We start from the raw sequence: 19,169 nt of genomic DNA, 5'->3' as shown, positions 1-19,169 counted from the left end.
CAGTTGCCGTAGGTCCACACCGGGTCGGCCGGGTCGTTCTGCGCGGTCAGGTGGTTGTTGTAGAGGTGGGCGTAGGCGACGTTGTCGGCCGAGGGGTTGCGCTGCTTGGTGTGGGCGAAGAGGTTGTGGTCGATGGTGATCTGGGTGCGGACGTTCGGCGTCCAGCCGATCCCGAAGGTCTTGTTGTTGTCCTCGAAGCGGTTGTAGGAGACGGTGACGTACTCGCTGTCCTTGCGGATGTCGAGCTGGCCGTCGCAGATCCGCGAGAAGCGGTTGTGGTCGATCCAGACGTGGTGGACCGAGTCCATCTGGATGCCGTCGTAGTCGGTGTTCTTGCAGTCCCAGTCGCCCTCGACGGCGGTGTCCCGGATCGTCAGGTTGCGGATGATCACGTTGTGGGTGCCGGGGTTCAGGTGCAGCCCGCCGTGGACCAGTTCGGCGGTGTCGCCGAGACCGAGGATCGTCTTGTCGGAGGCGACGGTGACCTCGGTGCCGAAGGGCTGGAGGGTGAGGGAGCCGGAGACCTGGATGACGTAGGGCTCCGGGGCCGACGCGTAGCGGGCGAGGGCGACGGCGTCGGTCACGGTGACGACCTCGCCGCCCGCGCCGCCGGTGGTGCCCCCGGCGAGCGAGGCGAAGCCGTGCGCGGTGTCGGACCAGCGGTCGGTCCCGGTGCCGGCCGTCGCGGCGGCGGTGCCGGCGGGTTCGGCGGGTTCGGCGGCCCGGGCGGGCAGGGCGGGGGCGAGGGCGGCCAGCAGTGCGCCGGCGAGGAGGGCGCGGGCTGCGGCCCGTCGTCCGGTGCGGGGCGGTGCGGAGGAACGGTTCACGACTCGAACTCCTGGGGAGGGGAGGGGGTTCAGCGGGCGGCGCGGCCGGCGCCGGCGTGGCGGGCCACCGCGCGGTCGGCCGCGGCGGCGTCCTCGATCGGTCCGTGCGGGCCCGGCAGCCGCTCGACCTGGTCCGTCAGGTCGCGCTCGCTGCCCGAGTTGTAGGCGTTGTAGAGGGCCAGCAGGTCGACGGGGTAGCCGTTGAAGACGTTGCCGCGCGCCAGGAGGGCGGTGCCGTTCCAGCTCTTCACCAGGTCGGCGGCCTCCACGTGCGCGGGCGTGGTGAAGGAGTTGTTCTCGGCGACCACCGAGGACTCCGTGGAGACGCCGATCGAGTAGCGGTAGTCGTGGGCGTCCTCGGGGACCACGTACCGGTTGTCGTAGACGTGGACCTGGCCGAAGCGGACCCGGGGCGCGCGCTGCACGATCCCGGTGAACTCGTTGTGGTGCAGGGTGACCCGCAGCTTCCCCCGGTCGGTGAGGACTCCGTCGCCGTTGCCGATCAGCACGGCCTTGTCGTGGCCGGAGAAGCGGCTCCAGCTCACGGTCACCAGGTCGGAGCCGTTGGTGATGTCGAGGAGCCCGTCGTGGCGGAGGAAGTTCCGCCCGAAGTACATGGGTTCGGCGGCGTCCGGGTGGCCCTTGTCGCTGAAGGTGACGTGGTCGACCCAGACGTTCCGGGCGCCGCGCAGCCACAGGGTGTCGTAGGCGGACTTCCAGTCGCCCAGGCCACCGGAGTTGGGCTGCCAGACCGGGAAGCAGTCGTAGGCGTCGGCGAGTTCGAGGTCGCGGACGATGACGTTCGAGGCGCCCTCGACCTGGAGGGCGGCGCCGCGCAGTCCGGCGCGCGGACCGGCGCCGATCAGGGTGGTGTTCGGGCCGACGGCGAGCACGACCCGTTCGGCCTGCCGGGCGGCGGAGGCCCGCCGGGCGTCCTCCTGGGGCCCGGACGGCTTGGCCGCGCCCCAGGTGCGGGGGTCGTAGGCGGCGAGGTAGCCGGCCACGGAGTACCCGTCGGTGGCGTAGTCGTCGCAGGACAGGGGCCGTCCGGCGTCGTCGGTGTTCGCGTCGATCGTCCCGGCGACCCGGATGACCTTCGGTACGGCGCTGCCGCCGTCGAGGGCGCGGACCAGTTCGGCGCGGGTGCGCACGGTGTACACGTGGGCGGCGTCGGCGGCGGACCCGCCGGTGGTGCCGCCCTCGGCGGCGGCCCAGCCGTCGCCGTCCGGGAGGACCTCGCGGCTCAGGTCGGGATAGCGGCCGGGGCCGGACTGCGCGGAGGCCGGTACGGCGGTGAGGGCGGCGGTCAGCGCGGCGGCGAGCGCGAGCCGGGCCGCCGTCCGGTTCCGTCTGCGGTCGCTTCTCATGGGCTCTCCTTCTTCCCGGGCACAGCCGGGTAGTAAGCGCTTTCTCCATGGGGCTGCGACGACCGTAGGGACCGGCTCCCTATTAGTCAACATCGATAACTAATCAAGCGGAAACTTCTTTGAAACGTTTCGAAGGAGGAGGCAACCCTTTCCCGCCCCGCGGCGACCTACGGCTGTCCCCCAGCCCACCGAAGGAGCCGCACCCCATGAGCACCCGCCCCGTCGGCCGCCGTACCGTCCTCGGCGCCGCCGTCGCCGCCACCTCGCTCGCCGCCACCGCCGCGGTCGCCGAAACCGCCCGCGCGGCCGGTTTCGGCTGGAGCGACGACGGCGCGCACTACGTCCTCGACACCGGCGCCGGACTCGTCTTCAAGGTCTCCAAGACCACCGGCGACCTCACCTCCCTCGTCTACAAGGGCAAGGAGTACGAGGGCTACGGCGGCAAGCACTCCCACGTCGAGTCCGGCCTCGGCGCCTCCACCGTCACCCTCCGGCAGGTCGGCGCCACGATCCTCGTCACCGTCGTCCACGGCACCCTGCGCCACTACTACGCGGCCCGCTCCGGCCACAACAACGTCTACCTGTGGACCGACAAGGCCGACACCTCCTTCACCGCCACCCGCTTCATCGCCCGCCTCAAGCCCGGCGTCTTCCCCAACGAGGGCCCGGACTCCTGGGTCGAGGGCGCCGACACCGTCATCGAGGCCGGCGACGTCTGGCGGCGCGCCGACGGTCAGACCCGCTCCAAGCACTACTCCGGCGTCCGCGTCATGGACTACGACCACATCGGGTACACCACGGGCACGGTCGGCCTCTGGATGGTCCGCTCCAACCACGAGAAGGCGTCCGGCGGCCCCTTCTACCGCTCGCTGCTGCGCCACTCCAACGAACTGGGCGTCGGACTCTACGAGATCCTCCACTACGAGCAGTCGCAGACCGAGCCCATGCGCTTCGGCCTCCAGGGGCCGTACCTGCTCGCCTTCACCGACGGCGGCGCCCCCGACCCGGCGCTCTTCGCCGCGAACCACGACACCGGCTGGGTGGACCCGCTCGGGATCCCCGGCTGGGTCGGTGCCGCCGGACGCGGCCGCGTGGCCGGCGTCGGCCTCGCCGGCATGGACCCGGCCCACCCGTACACGATCGGCTTCGCCAACGCCGACGCCCAGTACTGGACCCGGGCCGCCGCCGGCACCGGCGCGTACTCCTGCCGGGGCATGCTCCCGGGGACGTACGCCCTCACCGTCCACAAGGGCGAACTCGCCGTCCACACCACCACGGTGACCGTCACCGCCGGCGCGGCCACCGCCCTGCACACGCTCACGATCACCGGCGACCCGAGCACCGCCCCCGCCCTCTGGCGCCTCGGCGACTGGGACGGAACCCCCGCCGGCTTCAAGAACGCCGCGCTCATGACGTACGCCCACCCGGCCGACGTCCGGGCCGCCGCCTGGACGGGGAACGTCGTCGTCGATGGCACCGATCCCGCCGCCGCCGTGCCCTGTTACCTCTGGAAGGACGTCAACGACGGCTTCCTGGTCCACTTCCGGCTCACCGCCGCCCAGGCCGCCGCCGCCCACATCCTGCGGATCGGCGTCACCACCGCCTTCCTCAACGGCCGCCCGCGGGTCACCGTCAACGACACCTGGGTCTCGCCGATCCCGTCACCGCCCGCCCAGCCGTCGACCCGCTCCCTCACCAACGGCACCTACCGGGGCAACAACCACACCTTCACCTACAGCGTCCCGGCGAGCGCCTGGAAGACGGACCCGTCCCAGTACAACGTGCTCCGGCTGAACGTCGTCAGCGGTTCGACCGGCACCGGCTTCCTGAGCCCGGGCACCGCCCTGGACTGCGTGGACCTCCTGGTCTGAGACCACGGCGCGGGGGCCGGACGGCGATGCCGTCCGGCCCCCGGAGGAGGGTTCCTCACTTGCGGAACTCCTCGCCGGAGTCCCGGACGACGCCGGTGTCCTCGCCCTCGATCTCGATCCGCTCCTTGCGGACCTGGCCGGTGACGGTCTCCTCCTCGGTGACCTCGTCGGTCTCCAGGCGGACCCGCTCGACGGGCACGGCCCGGGTCTCGACCACCGGACGCTCCTCGTGCAGCGTCACCTCGTGCTCGGCCTCGGTGATCTCGGGGCCGGACAGGGCCTCGTCGCGGTTGGCGTCCGTGATCGGCTCGCGCACCACGCGGACCTCCTCGTGGCTCACCGGAACCGTCTGCTGGACCTCCTCGGTGACGACGTACTTGCGGAGCCGGACGCGGCCGGTCTCGACCTGCTCGGTGCCGACGTGCATCTGCTCCTCGGACCGGGTCATCGCGTCCCCGGACGACTCCTCCCTGCCGGTCGAGCCGGTCCGCCCGGTCATCCCGGCCGTGCCCGCCATGCCGGCCGTACCGGCGGCGCCGGCCATGCCCGCCGTGCCCGCCGTACCGGCCGCGCCCGCGGTCCCGGTGCCGTCGCCGTGGGCCCAGCCGCGCTCACCGGGCTCGTTCGCCCGCTGCCACGCCTCGTCCCAGGCGATGCCGTAGTACTCGTAGAGCCGCTGCTCCTCGCTCGCGTCCAGGTGGCCGCCGCCGTCGACGTCGACGTGCGGAGCGCCCTTGACGCGGTCCTTGGGGTAGGGCACCTCCAGGTGGTCGCTCACCACGGAGGCGTCCCTGATCGGCACGAAGGACTCGCTGGTGCCGAACAGTCCGGTCTTGACGGTGACCCATTCGGGACGGCCGGTGGCGTCGTCGAGGAAGACGTGCTTGGCGTCCCCGATCTTCTTGCCCTCGGTGTCGTACACGGGATGGTCCAGCACGGTGGGAATCTGTTCCTGGGCGATCATGTCCACCCTCCAGGCTTGTCGCGGTCACCCGGCGACTAACCGGCGACAAGAGGGAGAAACATCCCCCGCACACCCCATATTTGTTTGATCGATGACCGGTTGACCGTTAAATCGATGGCTCAGGGGCAGACCGGCGCCACGGGCTCCCAGCCGCCCAGGTACACCGCCCGGGTCGCCTCCGCCGCCTGTCCCGCGGTGAGCTGCGGACGGTTCTCCGGCACGGTGCCCTCCGCGCCGCGGCCGGCGTTGCGGTACTCCGCGAAGCGCTGCTCCTGCCAGGGGTGCTCGGCCCGCATGTCCGCGTACGGCGCCACCGCGTCGATCCCCGCGCCCAGGACGCTCTCCCGGACCACCAGCGACGGCCACGCCGTGGGGTCCGAGCCGGGCACCCACGGCCGGGCCAGCTTGTAGAAGCCGTCCGGGGCCTCGCTGGTGACCCGGCACCGGGAGGCCAGGAAGCCGTGCGGGTTGGCGCGGGCCGTCGACGGGGCGAAGACGAAGCCGTACGGCGCCCCGGCCAGGTCGGTGCGGACCAGCGTGCGGAAGTGGCAGTGCTCGAAGACCGCCGTGGCCCGCCCGAAGACGAAGTCCACGTCCCCCTCGACGTGGCAGTGCGCGAAGTACTGCCGGGCGAAGGCCGTCAGGGACATGGAGTCCGCGTACAGCGTGTCCTGGTGCCCCAGGAAGCGGCAGTGGAAGAAGGCCGAGCGGTCGCCCTGCGCCTTCAGCGCCACCGCCTGCGTGCCCGGGTTGCCCGGCAGGTCGGTGCGGAGGAAGTCGTTGGCGAAGGTCACCGCGTGGGCGGTGAAGTCCGCGGCCTGGAGGGTGACCGTCGCCGAGCCGGTGGTGCCGTACGTGCCGGAGCCGTCGGGCTTCGGGGTGCCGGCCGCGTTGTCGTACACCACGACGACGTCCCGCGCGTCCCCGCTCGCCCCGATCCACGTCATGCCGGTCCGGGCCGCGCTCACCCCGACGGTCTCCCGGTACGTGCCCGGCGCGAGCACCAGCGTCCAGCCGGCCCCGGACGCGGCGCTCACCGCGGCCTGGACGGAGGTGTGGTCGCCGAGGCCTCCGGGGTGGACGTACAGCGTCTTCGCGGACAGCCGGGCCGACGGCGAACCGTACCGGCCGAAGGGCCCGGCGGGGCGCTCCGCGGCCGTCGCGGGGGCGGCAGGCAGCGCGAGGGCGGCGAGCGCCGCGCCGGCGCCGACGAGGAAGGAACGGCGGCCGGGGCCGCTGCGGGGGTGGTGCGAGGGCATGCGGATGCTCCTTCGCTGAGCGTGGGAGGGAGAGGGGCGGAGGCGGGGGAGGGGAGGGGAACCGGGCCGGGGCGGGCGCGACGGGACGGGGGTGCCGCGCTCCGCCCCGGCCCGGGGTCGGGGGGCGGGTCAGCGCAGGCGGCCGGCGCCGGCGTGGTGGCCGACGAGGAAGGGCACGGCCAGCGGGTGGTCCACCCGGGTGCGCAGCGTGGGCGTCCAGCCCGCGTCGCCGCGCAGCGCCTCCGCGGGGAACTGCTCGTTGTGGACGGCCAGCAGGTCGACCGGGCGTCCGTCGACGTAGTTGCCGGTGGTGGTGACGGGCGCGTCCTTCCACTTCTTCAGGATCTGCCCGGCTGGCACCCCGGAGCCGAGCGTGAAGGCGTTCTTCTCCGCGTACAGCTGCGACTCCTGGCCGATGCCCAGGCTGTAGACGTAGTTCGCGTCCGGCACCCTGTAGTGGTTGTTGTACGCGTCGACCTGGCCGAAGCGCACGCGGGGCGCCCGCTCCACCACGCCGTCGAAGAGGTTGTGGTGGAGGGTGACGCGGAGCTTGCCGCGGTCGGTGGCGCCCGCGCTGTCGCTGTTGCCGATCATCAGCGTCTTGTCGTGGTCGGTGAAGACGTTCCACGAGACGGTGACGAGGTCCGCGCCGCGCACCACGTCCAGCTCGCCGTCGTGCTGCTGGTACACCTCGCCGTAGTACTCGGGCAGCGAACCGTCCGGGTACCGGCCGTCGGTGAAGGTGTTGTGGTCGACCCAGACGTGGGTGGAGCCGTACACGACCAGGCTGTCGTACTCCGAGTTCCAGGCGCCGGTGGCGCCGTCCGTCGGGTCCCACTGGGGGAAGCAGTCGAGCGGGCTCTCCAGCTTCAGGTTGCGGATCACCACGTTGTCGACGCCGGTGACCTGGAGGCTGCCGCCGAGGATCGTGGCGTCCCGGCCGACGCCGACGAGGGTGGTGTGGGCGGGCACCTTCACCTTGATGGCCTGGCCCTGGGCGGCGGCCGAGGCGGCGCGCAGCTCCTCCTGCGGGCCGCTGACCTCGTTCTCGTACCCCCAGACGGCCGGGTCGTAGTCGGCGAGGTAGCGGTCGAAGTCGTAGCCGGGCGCCTCGAAGGCGGCGCAGCCGGCCTCGACGGCGTCCAGGGTGCCCACGACCTTGACGATCCGGGGCTCGGTGCCGGGGACGGCGAGGGCGGCCCGCAGTTCGGCCCAGGTGGTGACGGTGAAGACGCGGGAGGCGTCGGCGGCGGCGCCGCCGGTGGTGCCGGTGCCGTCGGAGGCCCAGCCGTCGCCGGCGGGGAGGGTGGCGCGGGCCGTGTCGGGTCCGGCCGGGTGACCGGGGTGGGCGCCGGCGGCGGGCGCGGTGACGGCGAGGACGAGGGCGGCGGCGGCCGCCGCTCCGAGCTTCGTGCTTCTGTTCACGCGCGGTTCTCCTCAGGAGGCGGAAGGGGCTGCGGGGGGCCAGGTGATCCAGCGGGCGGGGACGGCGTCGTCGAGCCGGCGGGTCTCGCGCGGGGCGAGCACCCGGGTGCGGAGCAGTTCGCGGGCGACGAGCCGGGCCACCTCGATGGCGCCGGGCGGGTTGAAGTGGGTGTTGTCCTGCTCGGTGGCGGTCCAGTTGAAGTACGTCTTGGTCGCCTCGGGGCCGAGCCGCTGCCACAGCGCCAGCGACAGGGCCTCGACGTCGAGGAGGGGCGTGCCGGAGGCGGCGGCCACCGCGCGGGCGGCGGCCGGGTAGTCGCCGAGCGAGCGCTGGGCGTTCCCGGCGGCGTCGAAGCGGCGCCGTTCCACGGAGGTGGCGATCACCGGGTGGGCGCCCCGGGCGCGGGCGGTCTCCACGAAGATCCGCAGGTTGTCCTGGTAGGCGCCCCGGGGGGCGGCGTACCGGGTGGGGTCGGTGCTCTTGGAGTCGTTGTGCCCGAACTGGACGAGCAGCACGTCGCCGGGGCGCAGGGCGGCCGCGATCGGTTCGAGGCGGCCCTCGTCGAGGAAGCTCTTGGTGGAGCGGCCGTTGACCGCGTGGTTGGCGACGGCCAGTTCGCGGTGGAGGAAGAACGGCAGGGCCATGCCCCAGCCGGTCTCGGGGGCCGCGTCGGCGTACTTCTGCGCGGCGGTGGAGTCCCCGGCGACGAAGAGGGTGCGGGGGCGGGGGGAGGAGCCCTCGGCGGCGGGCTCCTCGGTACGGGCGGCGGCCGGCCGGGCGGCCAGGGCGAGCACCAGGCCCGCCCCGGCCGCGACCGCCTCGCGGCGGCCGACCGTCACTTGTTCTGCGACTTCCACTCGGCCTGGGCCTCGTTCAGCTGCTTGGCGAGGGTGTCGGCGAACTCCTTCGCCGACATCGAACCGAGCAGCACCTTCTGGAAGTTGGCCTCGTTGTCGGCCTTGGAGATGGTGTTCCAGTCGGGCAGGTAGTACGGCAGCTGGACGATGGTCGCCTTGCCGCTGAAGAGGACCTCGGCGGCGAGCTTGGTCGGCTCGGCCTCCTGGAGCCATGGGTCCTGCGCCGCCTCGGTGTGGGCGGGGATGGCACCGGCGGACTTGTTCCACTTGGAGTTGGACTCGTGACCGGCCGCGAACTCGATGAACTTCCAGGCGGCGGCCTTGTTCTTGCTGGAGGAGAAGAGGCCGAGGCCGTCGACCGGGTTGGACACCATCACCCGGGTGCCGTCGTCGAGCGTCGGGTTCGGGATGCCGCGGAACTTCTCGGTGCCCAGGGCCTTCACGTGGTCCTGGTAGGAGCCGAGGTTGTGGTTCAGCATGCCGATCTCGCCGCTGTCCCACTGGGCGACCATCTTGGTGAAGTCGTTGTTGACGTCGGCGGCCGGGGTGTTCTTCTTGAACAGGCCGACGTACTTCTCCAGCGCGGCGACGTTCTTCGGGTCGTTGACCGTGGTCTTGTCACCCTCCCAGAAGCTCTGGATCCCGCTCTGGCCGTACATGGCGTCCAGGGCCTGGGCGATGGAGCCGGCGCCGCCGCGGATGGTGTAGCCGAAGCGGTTCTCGCCCTTCGCGGTGAGCTTGTCGGCGGCCGCGTAGAACTTCGTCCAGGTGGTGGGTTCGTCGAGACCGGCGGCCTTGAACAGGTCGGTGCGGTAGTAGAGGACGCCGTTGCTGGCGGAGGTCGGCACGGTGAAGAGCTTGTCCTGGCCGCCGGCCGCCTTCACGGACTCGACCATGCCCTTGTTCAGCTTGCCGAACAGGGAGCTCTTCTCGATCCGCTCGTCCAGCGGCTCCAGGGCGCCCTGGGCGGCGATCCCGGCGAGCATCGCCGCGCCGACGCCGCCGACGTCCGGCAGCGCGCCGCCCTGGATGGCGGTGTCGTACTTGGACTGGACCTCCTTCGAGGCGACGCCGACGTACTCGACGTCGATGTCCGGGTTGGCCTTCTCGAAGTCGGCGATGATCTCCTTCCAGACGTCGGTGCGGACACCGCCGTTGTTGTCCCAGAAGGTGATCTTGCCCTTGCCCGATCCTTCGGTCCCTTCGCCGCCGGCGCCGCCGCTGCCGTCGTCACCGCAGGCGGTGGCGGTCAGCGCGAGGACGCCGGAGAGGGCGAGGGCGAGGGCGGCTCTGCGCCGTCCGGGGAAGATGGTCATCGTCGGCTCTCTTCTCTCGGGGTGGTGCGGGGGATGGGGGTGTCGCGTGGGGGAGTGCGGGGCCCGCCCGGGTGCGGCGGGCGGTGGCGGCGGCCGGCGGACGGGTCCTAGGCGGCCAGGGTGCGGAAGTCGGTGAACACGCCCGTCCCGGCGTGCCCTTCGCCCTCGGGCGCGGCGGCGAACAGTCCGAGCAGGGCGCCCACCCACCGCCAGGGGGTGGCCGCGAACTCGGGGCCGAGCCGGACGGGTCCCTCGCCGGCGTCGTGGGAGAAGCGGCAGCGGGCGTCGGCGGTGACCTCAATCCGCAGCAGCACCTCGTCGGTGCCGAGGGGCAGGGCGCGGGCCGCGTCCCGCTCCCGGTCGGCGTTGCCCGGCGCGAAGCGGTGGACGAGCAGCAGCCCGCCGCCGGCGTCCCGCTCCAGGCCGATCCAGGCGTACGCGTCGCCGAGCACGACCAGTCCGGCCCGGGCCCCGGGGGCGTCGGACTCCAGCCGCAGCCGGACCTCCACGCTCCGGGCCCCGGCGGGCAGCCGCTGCGTCAGCACGTGCGGCACGGACCGCAGGTCGTCGGCCGACCCGGTGCGGACACAGGCCAGCCGCAGCCCCTGCCCCGGGTGCGCGTGCGTCCACCCCGCGGCGGGGTTGGCGGTCCACGACCACTGCGGCCCGAAGGCGCCGCCCGGGAAGGCGTCGTCCACGACCGGCCGGGCCGGGGGCCCCGGGGGCAGGGCGGGCTTGCGGTGGACGCGCACGGGCGAGCCGTCGTCGCCGAGCACCGGCCAGCCGTCCTCGCCCCAGCGCATCGGCTGGAGGTGGACGAGCCGGCCGTGCGCGCCGGTCTGCTGGAAGTGCAGGAACCAGTCCTCGCCCGCGCCGGTGCGCACCCAGCCGCCCTGGTGGGGGCCGTTGACGTCGGTGTCGCCCTGGGAGAGGACGATCCGCTCCTCGTACGGGCCGAAGAAGGAGTCCGCGCGGAAGGCGCCCTGCCAGCCGGTGGCGACCCCGCCGGCCGGGGCGAGGATCCAGAACCGGCCGTCGTGCCGGTACAGCTTGGGTCCTTCCAGGGTGAACCAGCCGGGGACGAGGTCGGCGTCGACCAGCGTCCGGCCCTCGTCGAGGACCTCGGTGCCGTCGGGGCTCATCCGGTGTCCGGTCAGCCGGTTGTTGAAGCCGGCCCTGGACCTGGCCCAGCCGTGCACCAGGTACGCCTCGCCGGTCTCCTCGTCCCACAGCGGGCAGGCGTCGATCAGTCCCAGGCCCTCCTTCACCAGGTGAGGGCGGCTCCAAGGGCCTTCGATCGCGGGGGAGTTGATCTGGAAGATCCCGTGGTCGGGGTCGCCCCAGAAGATCCAGAACCGGCCGTCGTGGTGGCGGAAGGACGGTGCCCACACCCCGCGGTCGTGCCGGGGGGCGGCGAACGCCTCCTCCGGTTCGAGCCGTTCGAGGGCGTGCCCGACGAGCGTCCAGTTGACCAGGTCGCGGGAGTGCAGCAGCGGCAGGCCGGGGGCGCGGCCGAAGCTGGAGGCGGTGAGGTAGAAGTCCTCGCCCACCCGGACCACGTCCGGGTCGGACCAGTCCGCCGCCAGGACCGGGTTGCGGTAGGTGCCGTCGCCCAGGTCCCCGGTGACCTCGGGCACGTACGGGCCGGTCACGACGCCACCCCCCTGCGGACCAGGGCCGCCGCCCCGTCCCGGTCCAGCCGTCCGTCGGCGACGACCGTGACCACGCGCCGCACGAAGGTCCCGCCGGCCGGGACCGCGAGCCGCTCCCCGTACGCGAGGGAGGAGCCGACGCCGGGGTACTCGGCGGCCCGCACGAACCACGGGTCGCGCCGGGTCGTCGCGGTCGCCCCGGCGAAGACCAGCGTCCAGCCGTCGCCGCACAGCGCCACCCAGTCGGCGCGGGCGCCGTGCACGGCCTCCTCGCCGTCCGCGTCGGGTCCGAACACCCCGGGCGCGGACGCCTCCTTGGGGGCGCGCCAGAAGAAGCCGCCGTACGCCGCGCCCGGGCGTCCGTTGGTGGCCGGGCTGCCGATCGACAGGTCGCGGCCGGAGACGTTGGCGACGGAGAAGGTCAGGTCGAGCGCCCACGCCGTGTCGGTGAGGGCGACCGCGGCGACGGTGCGGTGCTCGGCGAGCAGCCGCTCGCCGCCGGCGGTCCAGGTCAGTTCCTCGACGAAGCCGTCCGGGTCGCACAGCTTGAAGCCGTCGTGGCGCTGCACGCCGTGGTTGTCGAGCTCGACCGGCCCCCGGCCCCGGACGAAGGTCCGGCCGCCCCAGAAGTTGTGCCCCCCGACGTCCGGGACGGCGACGGAGACGCCCAGGTGGTGGACGTGGTCCTCGGGCAGCACCTCGGTGACGGCCCGCCCGGCGAGCGTCGTCACCGGGTGGAGGTAGGGGCGCGGGGAGTGGTCGGCGGCGAGCGCGGGCCGGGTCACGCAGTGGGCGACCGTACGTCCTCCGGCGCGCAGCGTGGTGGCGGTGGCGGTGCTCATCGGGCCTCCGCCGGCGCCGGGGACGCCCAGGGGGCGCCCAGTTCGGAGTAGAGCCGCAGCTGCTCGGCGCTCGCGTCCACCAGCTTCTCCACGTCCGCGACGACCCGTCGCGGGGCGCTCCCGCCGGTCTCGGCGCGCCAGTGGGCGGCGGGCAGCGGCAGCGGGTCGGGGGCGGTGCGGACCGCCTCGACGACCCGCATGAAGGCGCCGGTCGCCTCCGGCGGCACGCACAGGGGGGTGCCGTCGGCGACGTGCGCGAGCAGGTTCTCCAGGAGGTCGGTGCGGCCGTACACGGTCTCCTCGGGGCCGTGGCCGGCCCGCTGGAGCAGGACCCGGTCCTCGCGGTACCAGAAGGTGATCCGGCCGCGGGTGCCGTGCACGACCACGTACGGCTCGCGGGTCTCCTCCGCGCAGAGGGTGGCGGCCACGGTGACCGGGAAGCCGGCGGTGGTGGCGACGCGGACGGCGGAGGTGTCGTCGGACTCGATGGCGTGGGCGTGGAACAGTTCGGTCTCGATGCCGGCCACGTCCTCGGCGCGGGTGGTCCCGGCGAGCGCGAGGGCGGTGGCGACGGCGTGGGCGAGCGGGTTGGTCAGCGCCCCGTCGACGACGTCGAGGCCGTCGAGGCGGCGCCGGCCGGCCCAGGGCGCGCGCCGGAAGTAGGCCTCGTCGCGGACCCAGGCGCCGGCCGCGCCGACGCCCCTGACCTCGCCGACGGCGCCGTCGGCGATGAGGTCGCGGACGGCGGGGACGGCGTGCGAGCCGAGCGACTGGAAGCCGATCTGGCAGGCCCGGCCGGTCTGTGCGACGCCGTCGGCCATCCGGCGGAACTCCGCGTAGGACGGGGCCGGGGGCTTCTCCAGGAGGACGTCGGCGCCGTGCCGGGCGGCGGCCAGCGCCATGTCGGCGTGGGTCTGGATCGGGGTGCTGAGGACGGCGAGCTTCGCGCCGGTGGCGGCGAGCAGCGCCTCGAAGTCGTCGGACTGGGCGGGGTCGCCGAGTCCGTCGAGTTCGGCGGCGTCGAGCGGGCGCAGTTCGCAGACGCCGGCCAGGCGGACCAGGCCGAGCCGTTCCAGGCGGTGGATGTTGAGGAGGTGGCTGCGGCCGTGGCCGCGGGCGCCGGCGAGGACGACGGGCAGGGGTTCGCGTACGGACAGGGGTGCGGGCATGGGGCTCATCCCTTCACCGCCCCGGCGCTGAAGCCGGTGACGAGCCACTTCTGGATGAAGGCGAAGACGATCACGACGGGGACGGCGGCGATGACGCCGCCCGCGGCGAGCGCGCCGAGGTCGACGCTGTCGGCGCCCATGAGGGTGTTGAGGCCGACCGGGATGGTCTGCTTGCTCTGGCTGCTGAGGAACATCAGGGCGAAGAGGAAGTGGTTCCAGGCGTGGACGAAGGCGAAGGAGCCGACGGCCACCAGACCGGGCCGCAGCAGCGGCAGCACGACGATCAGGAAGGCGCGGAAGCGGCCGCAGCCGTCGACCCAGGCGGCCTCCTCCAGCGAGGGGGGCACGTTCCGGATGAAGCCGCTGATGAGGATCATCGACAGCGGGAGCTGGAAGACCGTCTCGGCGAGGATGACGCTGCCGATCGAGTTGATCATCTTCAGCTCGGCGAAGATCTGGAAGAGCGGCACGAGGAGCAGGGCGCCGGGCACGAACTGGGAGCAGAGCAGGGCCAGCATGAAGCCCTTCTTGATCCGGAAGTCGAAGCGGGCCAGGGCGTATCCGCCGGCCAGTGCGACCAGGGTGGTGCTGACGAGCACCGCGACGCCGATGAGCAGGCTGTTCTGGAAGAAGATCCCGAAGCTGCGCTCGGTCCACACCTTCTCGAAGTGCTCGGTCGTCATCGGCCAGGGCAGCAGCGAGGTCGATCCGGCCGGGCGGACGGCGAAGAGGAGGATCCAGTAGAAGGGGACCAGGGTGAAGACGAGGTAGACGCCCAGCGGCAGGTAGATCTGCCAGCGGGGGACCTCGTCCCAGGCCCGGTGCCGCTTGCGGGCGGTGGCGGGCGGGGTGCCCTCCGGCGGGTCCGCGGGGGGCGCGGCCCCGCCGGCGGGGGCGGTGCGGGTGCGGGTGGCTGCGGCGGTCACTTGCTGTCGCCTCCGAACTTGCTCAGGCGCAGATAGACGATCGAGCAGAAGAGAAGGATCACGAACGCCACCGTGGTGAGGGCGGAGGCGTAACCGAAGTTGTGGGCGTCGACGCTGGTCTCGGCGACGTACAGCGGCAGGGTCGTGGTGACGCCCGCGGGTCCGCCGCCGGTCAGGGTGTAGAGGAGGTCGACGTTGTTGAACTCCCACACGGCGCGCAGCAGCGTGGAGAGCACGATCGCGTCCCGGATGTGCGGGAGCGTGATGTGGAAGAACTGCCGCAGCCGGCCCGCTCCGTCGACCTCGGCGGCCTCGTACAGGTCGCCCGGGATCGACTGGAGGTCGGCGAGGATGAGGATGGCGAAGAAGGGCACGCCGCGCCAGAGGTCCGCGACGATCGCGGCCCAGAAGACGGTGCCGGTGTCGGAGAGCAGCGAGGTGCCGTACTCGCCGATGCCGAGGTCCGCCAGATAACGGGTGATGCCGGTCTGGGAGTTGTAGAGCAGCACCCAGATCGCGGAGGTGAGCACGCCCGAGACGGCCCACGGGGAGAAGACCAGGGCCCGGCCCAGGGCACGGCCGAAGAAGGTCTGGTTGACGATGAGGGCGAGCGCCAGGCCGAAGAGCAGCTGGAGCGTCACCTCCACCACGACCCACTTGAGGCTGAAGGTGAGGGTGCCCCAGAAGTGCGGGTCGTCGGTGAAGATCTTCGTGAAGTTGTCCAGGCCGGCGAAGCCGTTCCGCCAGGGCTTGGTGGGGTTGTAGTGCTGGAGGCTGTAGTAGAAGACGCTCAGCACGGGGTAGGCGATGAAGCCCAGCATGAGCAGGCCGGCGGGGGCTATGAGCAGATACGGCAGCCGGCGGGGGGTCGCTCCCGTGCGGCGGCGCCCCCGTGCCGTGGTGGCTCGGGGCGGTTTGGTCACAGCTGTGGCCATGACGGCGGCTCCGTTCTCGGGCGGGCGGTGCGGAGTGCGAGAGGTGTCCGAAAGAGGTTCAGAAAGCGCTTTCAATCACCGGTGAAGCGCTTCGCGAACGGTGTTCGGAATCTCGAACAGGAAGGGTGGTGGCGGGCAGGGCGGGGAGTCAGCCCGCGTACGGATCGGGGGTCGTTCCCGGCCGGGCCAGGAACTCGAAGTCGCAGCCGGTGTCGGCCTGGGAGATCTGCTCCATGTACAGCGCGCCGTAGCCGCGCTCGTACCGGGCCGGCGGCGGGGTCCACGCGGCCCTGCGGCGCTCCAGCTCCTCGTCCGCGACGTGCAGATGGAGGGAGCGGGCCGCGACGTCGAGGGTGATCGTATCGCCCGTACGGACCAGGGCAAGGGGTCCGCCGACATGCGATTCCGGCGCCACGTGCAGCACGCACGCCCCGTAGCTCGTCCCGCTCATCCGGGCGTCCGAGATCCGGACCATGTCCCGCACCCCCTGCTCCAGGAGGTACTTCGGGATCGGCAGCATCCCGTACTCCGGCATCCCCGGGCCGCCCTTCGGGCCCGCGCCGCGCAGCACCAGGACGTGGTCGGCGGTGATGCCGAGCGCCGGGTCGTCGATGGTCCGCTGCATCGTCCGGTAGTCGTCGAAGACGACGGCCGGACCGGTGTGCCTGAGGAACTTCTGCTCCATGGCGACGTGCTTGACGACCGCCCCGTCCGGGCACAGGTTGCCCCGCAGCACCGCGAGTCCGCCCTCGGCGGCCAGCGGCTTCTCCCGCGCCCGGATCACGTCGTCGTCGTGGACGAGCGCCCCGTCGAGCTGCTCGCGCAGGGTGGCGTGGGAGACCGTCGGCCGGTCCAGGTGCAGCACGTCGGCGATCCGCGTCAGGAAGCCGCGCATCCCGCCGGCGAAGTGGAAGTCCTCCATGAGGTGCTCCCCGCCGGGCCGCAGGTTCGCCAGCACCGGCACCGTCCGCGCGATCCGGTCGAAGTCGTCCAGCGTCAGCTTCACGCCCGACCGGCCGGCCATCGCGATCAGGTGGATCACCGCGTTGGTCGAGCCGCCCAGCGCCAGGACGGCGGCCACCGCGTCCTCGTACGCCTCCCGGGTCAGCAGCGCGGAGAGCCTGAGGTCCCGGCGGACCAGCTCCACGATCCGCATCCCCGACGCGGCGGCCATCCGGTCGTGCCCGGAGTCCACCGCCGGCACCGAGGAGGCGCCCGGCACGGTCACGCCCAGCGTCTCCGCGGCGGCGGTCAGCGTCGAGGCCGTGCCCATCGTCATGCAGTGGCCGGGGGAGCGGGCCAGACCGCTCTCCAGCTCGGCCAGTTCGCAGTCGCCGATGGTGCCGGCCCGCCGCTCGTCCCAGTACTTCCACATGTCCGTGCCGGAGCCGAGGGTCTCCCCGCGCCAGTGCCCCGGCAGCATCGGACCGGCCGGCACGAAGACCGTGGGCAGGTCCACCGAGGCCGCGCCCATCAGCAGCGCCGGCGTCGTCTTGTCGCAGCCGCCCATCAGCACCGCCCCGTCCACCGGGTACGAGCGCAGCAGCTCCTCGGTCTCCATGGCGAGGAGGTTGCGGTAGAGCATGGGCGTCGGCTTCTGGAAGGTCTCCGACAGCGTGGACACCGGGAACTCGAGCGGGAAGCCGCCCGCCTGCCACACCCCGCGCTTCACGGCCTGCGCGCGGTCGCGCAGGTGGACGTGGCAGGGGTTGATGTCCGACCAGGTGTTGAGGATCGCGACGACCGGCTTGCCGAGGTGCTCCTCCGGCAGGTAGCCGAGCTGGCGGGTCCGCGCCCGGTGGCTGAACGACCGCAGCCCGTCGGTGCCGTACCACTGGTGGCTGCGCAGCTCCTCGGGCCGCACCTCCCGCCCGCCGTCCGTCCGGCGCCCGCCGTCGGCCGTGGCCGCCGCGTCCGTCCGGTGCCCGTCGGCCGTTCCGTGCCCGCCGCTCATATCGGCCACCCGCCGGCGATCGCCGCCACCTCGGCCCGCTCGTCCTCGGGGAGTTCGCGGCTCGGCGGCCGGATGTCCCGGCGGCACAGCCCGAGCGAGGCCAGGGCCTCCTTCACGACCGTCACGTTGTCCGCGCTGCCGTTGGCGGCGCGCAGCTCCTCGAAGCGACGGATCCGCTCCCACACCTTCATCGCCGTGCCGTAGTCCCCGGCCCGCAGCGCCTCCAGCATCTCCAGGGAGAGCGCGGGCGCCACGTTGACCAGTCCGGAGGTGAAGCCGGTGGCGCCGGCCGAGAAGTACGAGGGGGCGTACGGCTCCGCGAGCCCGGCCACCCACACGAAGCGGTCGAGCCCCGCGTCCCGGGCGAAGCCGGCGAAGCGCGCCGCGTCCGGGACCGCGTACTTGACGCCCACCACGTTCGGGCAGGCGGCGCCCAGCTCGGCCAGCCGCGCCCCGCTCAGCAGCGGGTTGCGGATGTAGGGGACGACGCCCAGCTCGGGGACCGCCTCGGCGATCGCCCGGTGGTAGTCGACCCAGCCGCTCTCGGAGACGTACGGGTGCACCGGCTGGTGGACCATCACCATGTGCGCCCCGGTGTCCCGGGCGTGCCGGGCCGCCTCGACCGCGGTCGGCACGTCGTGCCCGACGCCGACCAGGATCACCGCCCGGCCGGCCGCCTCCTCGACCGTCGCCTCGGTGATGGCGCGGCGCTCGTCGGGGGTGAGGGCGTAGAACTCGCCGGTGTTGCCGTTGGGGGTGAGGGTGCGCACCCCGCCGTCGAGCAGCCGGCGCAGCAGCGCCCGGTGTGCGGCGGAGTCCACCCGGCCGTCCTCGGCGAACGGCGTGACCGGGATGGCCACGACGTCGGCGAGGGCGGCCCGAAGGGTCTCGAAATTCATGGTCACTCGCTGTCGCTGTCGAGAGGGGAGGAACCCGTGCCGGGCTCCGGGGGGTTCGCGGGGAAGGCGCGCTCCACGAACGAGGCGATGTGGGCGTGGACGGCCCGGCGCGCCCCGTCGGCGTCGCCCGCGGCGGCGAGCCGCAGGATCTCCTCGTGCTCGGCCGCCTCCCGGTCCCAGGAGGGGACGGAGGCCCAGGCCACGGTGGAGACGAGCGCGGCCTGGTCGCGCACCTCGTCGAGCATCCGCCCCAGCAGCGGGTTGCCGCAGGGGAGGTAGAGGGCGCGGTGGAACGCCCGGTTGGCCAGGGAGCGTTCGGCCGGGTCGTCGGCGCCGGCCGCCCGGGCGAGCGCCTCGCGGGCGGCGTCGAGCGGGGCGCCCGAGGCGACCGCGCGGCGGACGGCCTCGGGCTCCAGGAGCAGCCGGACGTCGTAGACGGCCCGGGCCATGTCCGCGTCCACCATCCGCACGGTGACGCCCTTGTACTGGCTCATGACCACGAGTCCGCTGCCCGCGAGGGTCTTCAGCGCCTCACGCACCGGCGTCTTGGAGACCCCGAAGCGCGCGGCGAGTTCGGCCTCCACGAGCGCCTGCCCGGGTCTGAGCCCCCCGGTGAGGATGTCGTGCTTGATCGCCTCCTGGACGTACTGGGTCCGGGAGGGGATGGGGCTGGGGGCGAAGGCCATGGAGCACTCTCAGATCTCGTGTATGGCGCATGGTGTACGGCATCTCGTGTATCGCGTCTCATATATGACGTACGAAGTGCAACGGGCATGAAGCTAAGGGGGCGCCGGTGTTTCGTCAATGCTTCGCACACGGTTGGAGAAAGCGTTTTCTATCCGTCATCGGGGGAGCGCTTCCACGAGGGGTCCCCCGTGATCGTCACGGGGCTGTTCCCGGGTTTT

Annotated in this window: 15 protein-coding genes and 1 pseudogene; 1 reads left to right on the top strand and 15 read right to left on the bottom strand. The window is 72.9% G+C overall.

Annotation, left to right across the window (positions count from 1 at the left end):
* Positions 1-110: 110 nt before the first annotated feature.
* Together ACFW6A_RS05730 and ACFW6A_RS05725 are read right to left on the bottom strand one after the other, a co-directional pair.
* A pseudogene (locus tag ACFW6A_RS05730) lies at positions 111-584 on the bottom strand (right-handed parallel beta-helix repeat-containing protein); the annotation flags it as partial.
* 272 nt (positions 585-856) lie between these two features.
* Positions 857-2,194 carry a polysaccharide lyase family 1 protein gene (locus tag ACFW6A_RS05725; protein WP_386638878.1) on the bottom strand — a complete coding sequence of 446 codons (1,338 nt, stop codon included), beginning with the start codon at positions 2,192-2,194 and terminating at the stop codon, positions 857-859.
* A gap of 206 nt (positions 2,195-2,400) precedes the next feature.
* Between ACFW6A_RS05725 and ACFW6A_RS05720 the strand changes: the two genes are divergently transcribed.
* Positions 2,401-4,065, top strand: a complete 1,665-nt coding sequence (locus ACFW6A_RS05720; RefSeq protein WP_386638875.1) for a rhamnogalacturonan lyase B N-terminal domain-containing protein — start codon at positions 2,401-2,403, stop codon at positions 4,063-4,065.
* A 55-nt stretch (positions 4,066-4,120) separates the two neighbouring features.
* Here ACFW6A_RS05720 and ACFW6A_RS05715 read toward each other — a convergent pair whose 3' ends face one another.
* The 13 genes from ACFW6A_RS05715 to ACFW6A_RS05655 all read right to left on the bottom strand — a co-directional run bounded on the left by ACFW6A_RS05715 (position 4,121) and on the right by ACFW6A_RS05655 (position 18,950).
* Positions 4,121-5,029 carry a DUF2382 domain-containing protein gene (locus tag ACFW6A_RS05715; RefSeq protein WP_386638873.1) on the bottom strand — a complete coding sequence of 303 codons (909 nt, stop codon included), beginning with the start codon at positions 5,027-5,029 and terminating at the stop codon, positions 4,121-4,123.
* A gap of 119 nt (positions 5,030-5,148) precedes the next feature.
* The gene (locus ACFW6A_RS05710) at positions 5,149-6,288 is read right to left on the bottom strand and encodes a pectinesterase family protein (protein ID WP_386638870.1); all 1,140 of its coding nucleotides are present in this window, start codon (positions 6,286-6,288) and stop codon (positions 5,149-5,151) included.
* 129 nt (positions 6,289-6,417) lie between these two features.
* A complete protein-coding gene (locus tag ACFW6A_RS05705) occupies positions 6,418-7,713 on the bottom strand; it encodes a polysaccharide lyase family 1 protein (RefSeq protein WP_386638867.1) in 1,296 nt (431 codons plus the stop codon).
* A gap of 12 nt (positions 7,714-7,725) precedes the next feature.
* Positions 7,726-8,553 (bottom strand): rhamnogalacturonan acetylesterase, encoded by an 828-nt coding sequence (locus ACFW6A_RS05700; RefSeq protein ID WP_386638864.1) that lies wholly within the window; start codon positions 8,551-8,553, stop codon positions 7,726-7,728.
* Positions 8,550-9,887 (bottom strand): ABC transporter substrate-binding protein, encoded by a 1,338-nt coding sequence (locus ACFW6A_RS05695; RefSeq protein ID WP_386638861.1) that lies wholly within the window; start codon positions 9,885-9,887, stop codon positions 8,550-8,552. The genes ACFW6A_RS05700 and ACFW6A_RS05695 overlap by 4 nt, the downstream gene beginning before the upstream one ends.
* A 107-nt stretch (positions 9,888-9,994) precedes the next feature.
* Positions 9,995-11,539, bottom strand: coding sequence for a family 43 glycosylhydrolase (locus tag ACFW6A_RS05690; protein WP_386638858.1), 1,545 nt, complete (start codon positions 11,537-11,539; stop codon positions 9,995-9,997).
* Entirely contained in the window at positions 11,536-12,381 is an 846-nt protein-coding gene (locus ACFW6A_RS05685) for a PmoA family protein (protein WP_386638855.1), read from the bottom strand. Before ACFW6A_RS05685 ends, ACFW6A_RS05690 begins: the two co-directional genes overlap by 4 nt.
* A complete protein-coding gene (locus tag ACFW6A_RS05680; RefSeq protein WP_386638852.1) occupies positions 12,378-13,559 on the bottom strand; it encodes a Gfo/Idh/MocA family protein in 1,182 nt (393 codons plus the stop codon). Before ACFW6A_RS05680 ends, ACFW6A_RS05685 begins: the two co-directional genes overlap by 4 nt.
* Positions 13,556-14,476: a carbohydrate ABC transporter permease gene (locus tag ACFW6A_RS05675; RefSeq protein ID WP_351847209.1), complete on the bottom strand. Its 921-nt coding sequence runs from the start codon at positions 14,474-14,476 to the stop codon at positions 13,556-13,558. Before ACFW6A_RS05675 ends, ACFW6A_RS05680 begins: the two co-directional genes overlap by 4 nt.
* Complete coding sequence (locus ACFW6A_RS05670; protein ID WP_386485240.1) at positions 14,473-15,411, bottom strand: carbohydrate ABC transporter permease; 939 nt, start codon at positions 15,409-15,411, stop codon at positions 14,473-14,475. Before ACFW6A_RS05670 ends, ACFW6A_RS05675 begins: the two co-directional genes overlap by 4 nt.
* 148 nt (positions 15,412-15,559) lie before the next feature.
* On the bottom strand, positions 15,560-17,365 hold the full coding sequence (gene araD, locus ACFW6A_RS05665; RefSeq protein ID WP_386485242.1) for an L-arabinonate dehydratase: 1,806 nt from the start codon (positions 17,363-17,365) through the stop codon (positions 15,560-15,562).
* Entirely contained in the window at positions 17,362-18,264 is a 903-nt protein-coding gene (locus ACFW6A_RS05660) for a dihydrodipicolinate synthase family protein (protein ID WP_386638847.1), read from the bottom strand. The genes araD and ACFW6A_RS05660 overlap by 4 nt, the downstream gene beginning before the upstream one ends.
* Positions 18,265-18,266: 2 nt before the next feature.
* Positions 18,267-18,950 (bottom strand): GntR family transcriptional regulator, encoded by a 684-nt coding sequence (locus tag ACFW6A_RS05655; RefSeq protein ID WP_351847198.1) that lies wholly within the window; start codon positions 18,948-18,950, stop codon positions 18,267-18,269.
* Positions 18,951-19,169 lie beyond the last annotated feature (219 nt).

Origin of the sequence: Streptomyces sp. NPDC058758, assembly GCF_042746075.1 — a bacterium.
Taxonomy (GTDB): Bacteria; Actinomycetota; Actinomycetes; order Streptomycetales; family Streptomycetaceae; genus Streptomyces.
Note: the sequence above shows the minus strand (reverse complement) of the source record. Positions and strands in the feature narration are given on the sequence as shown.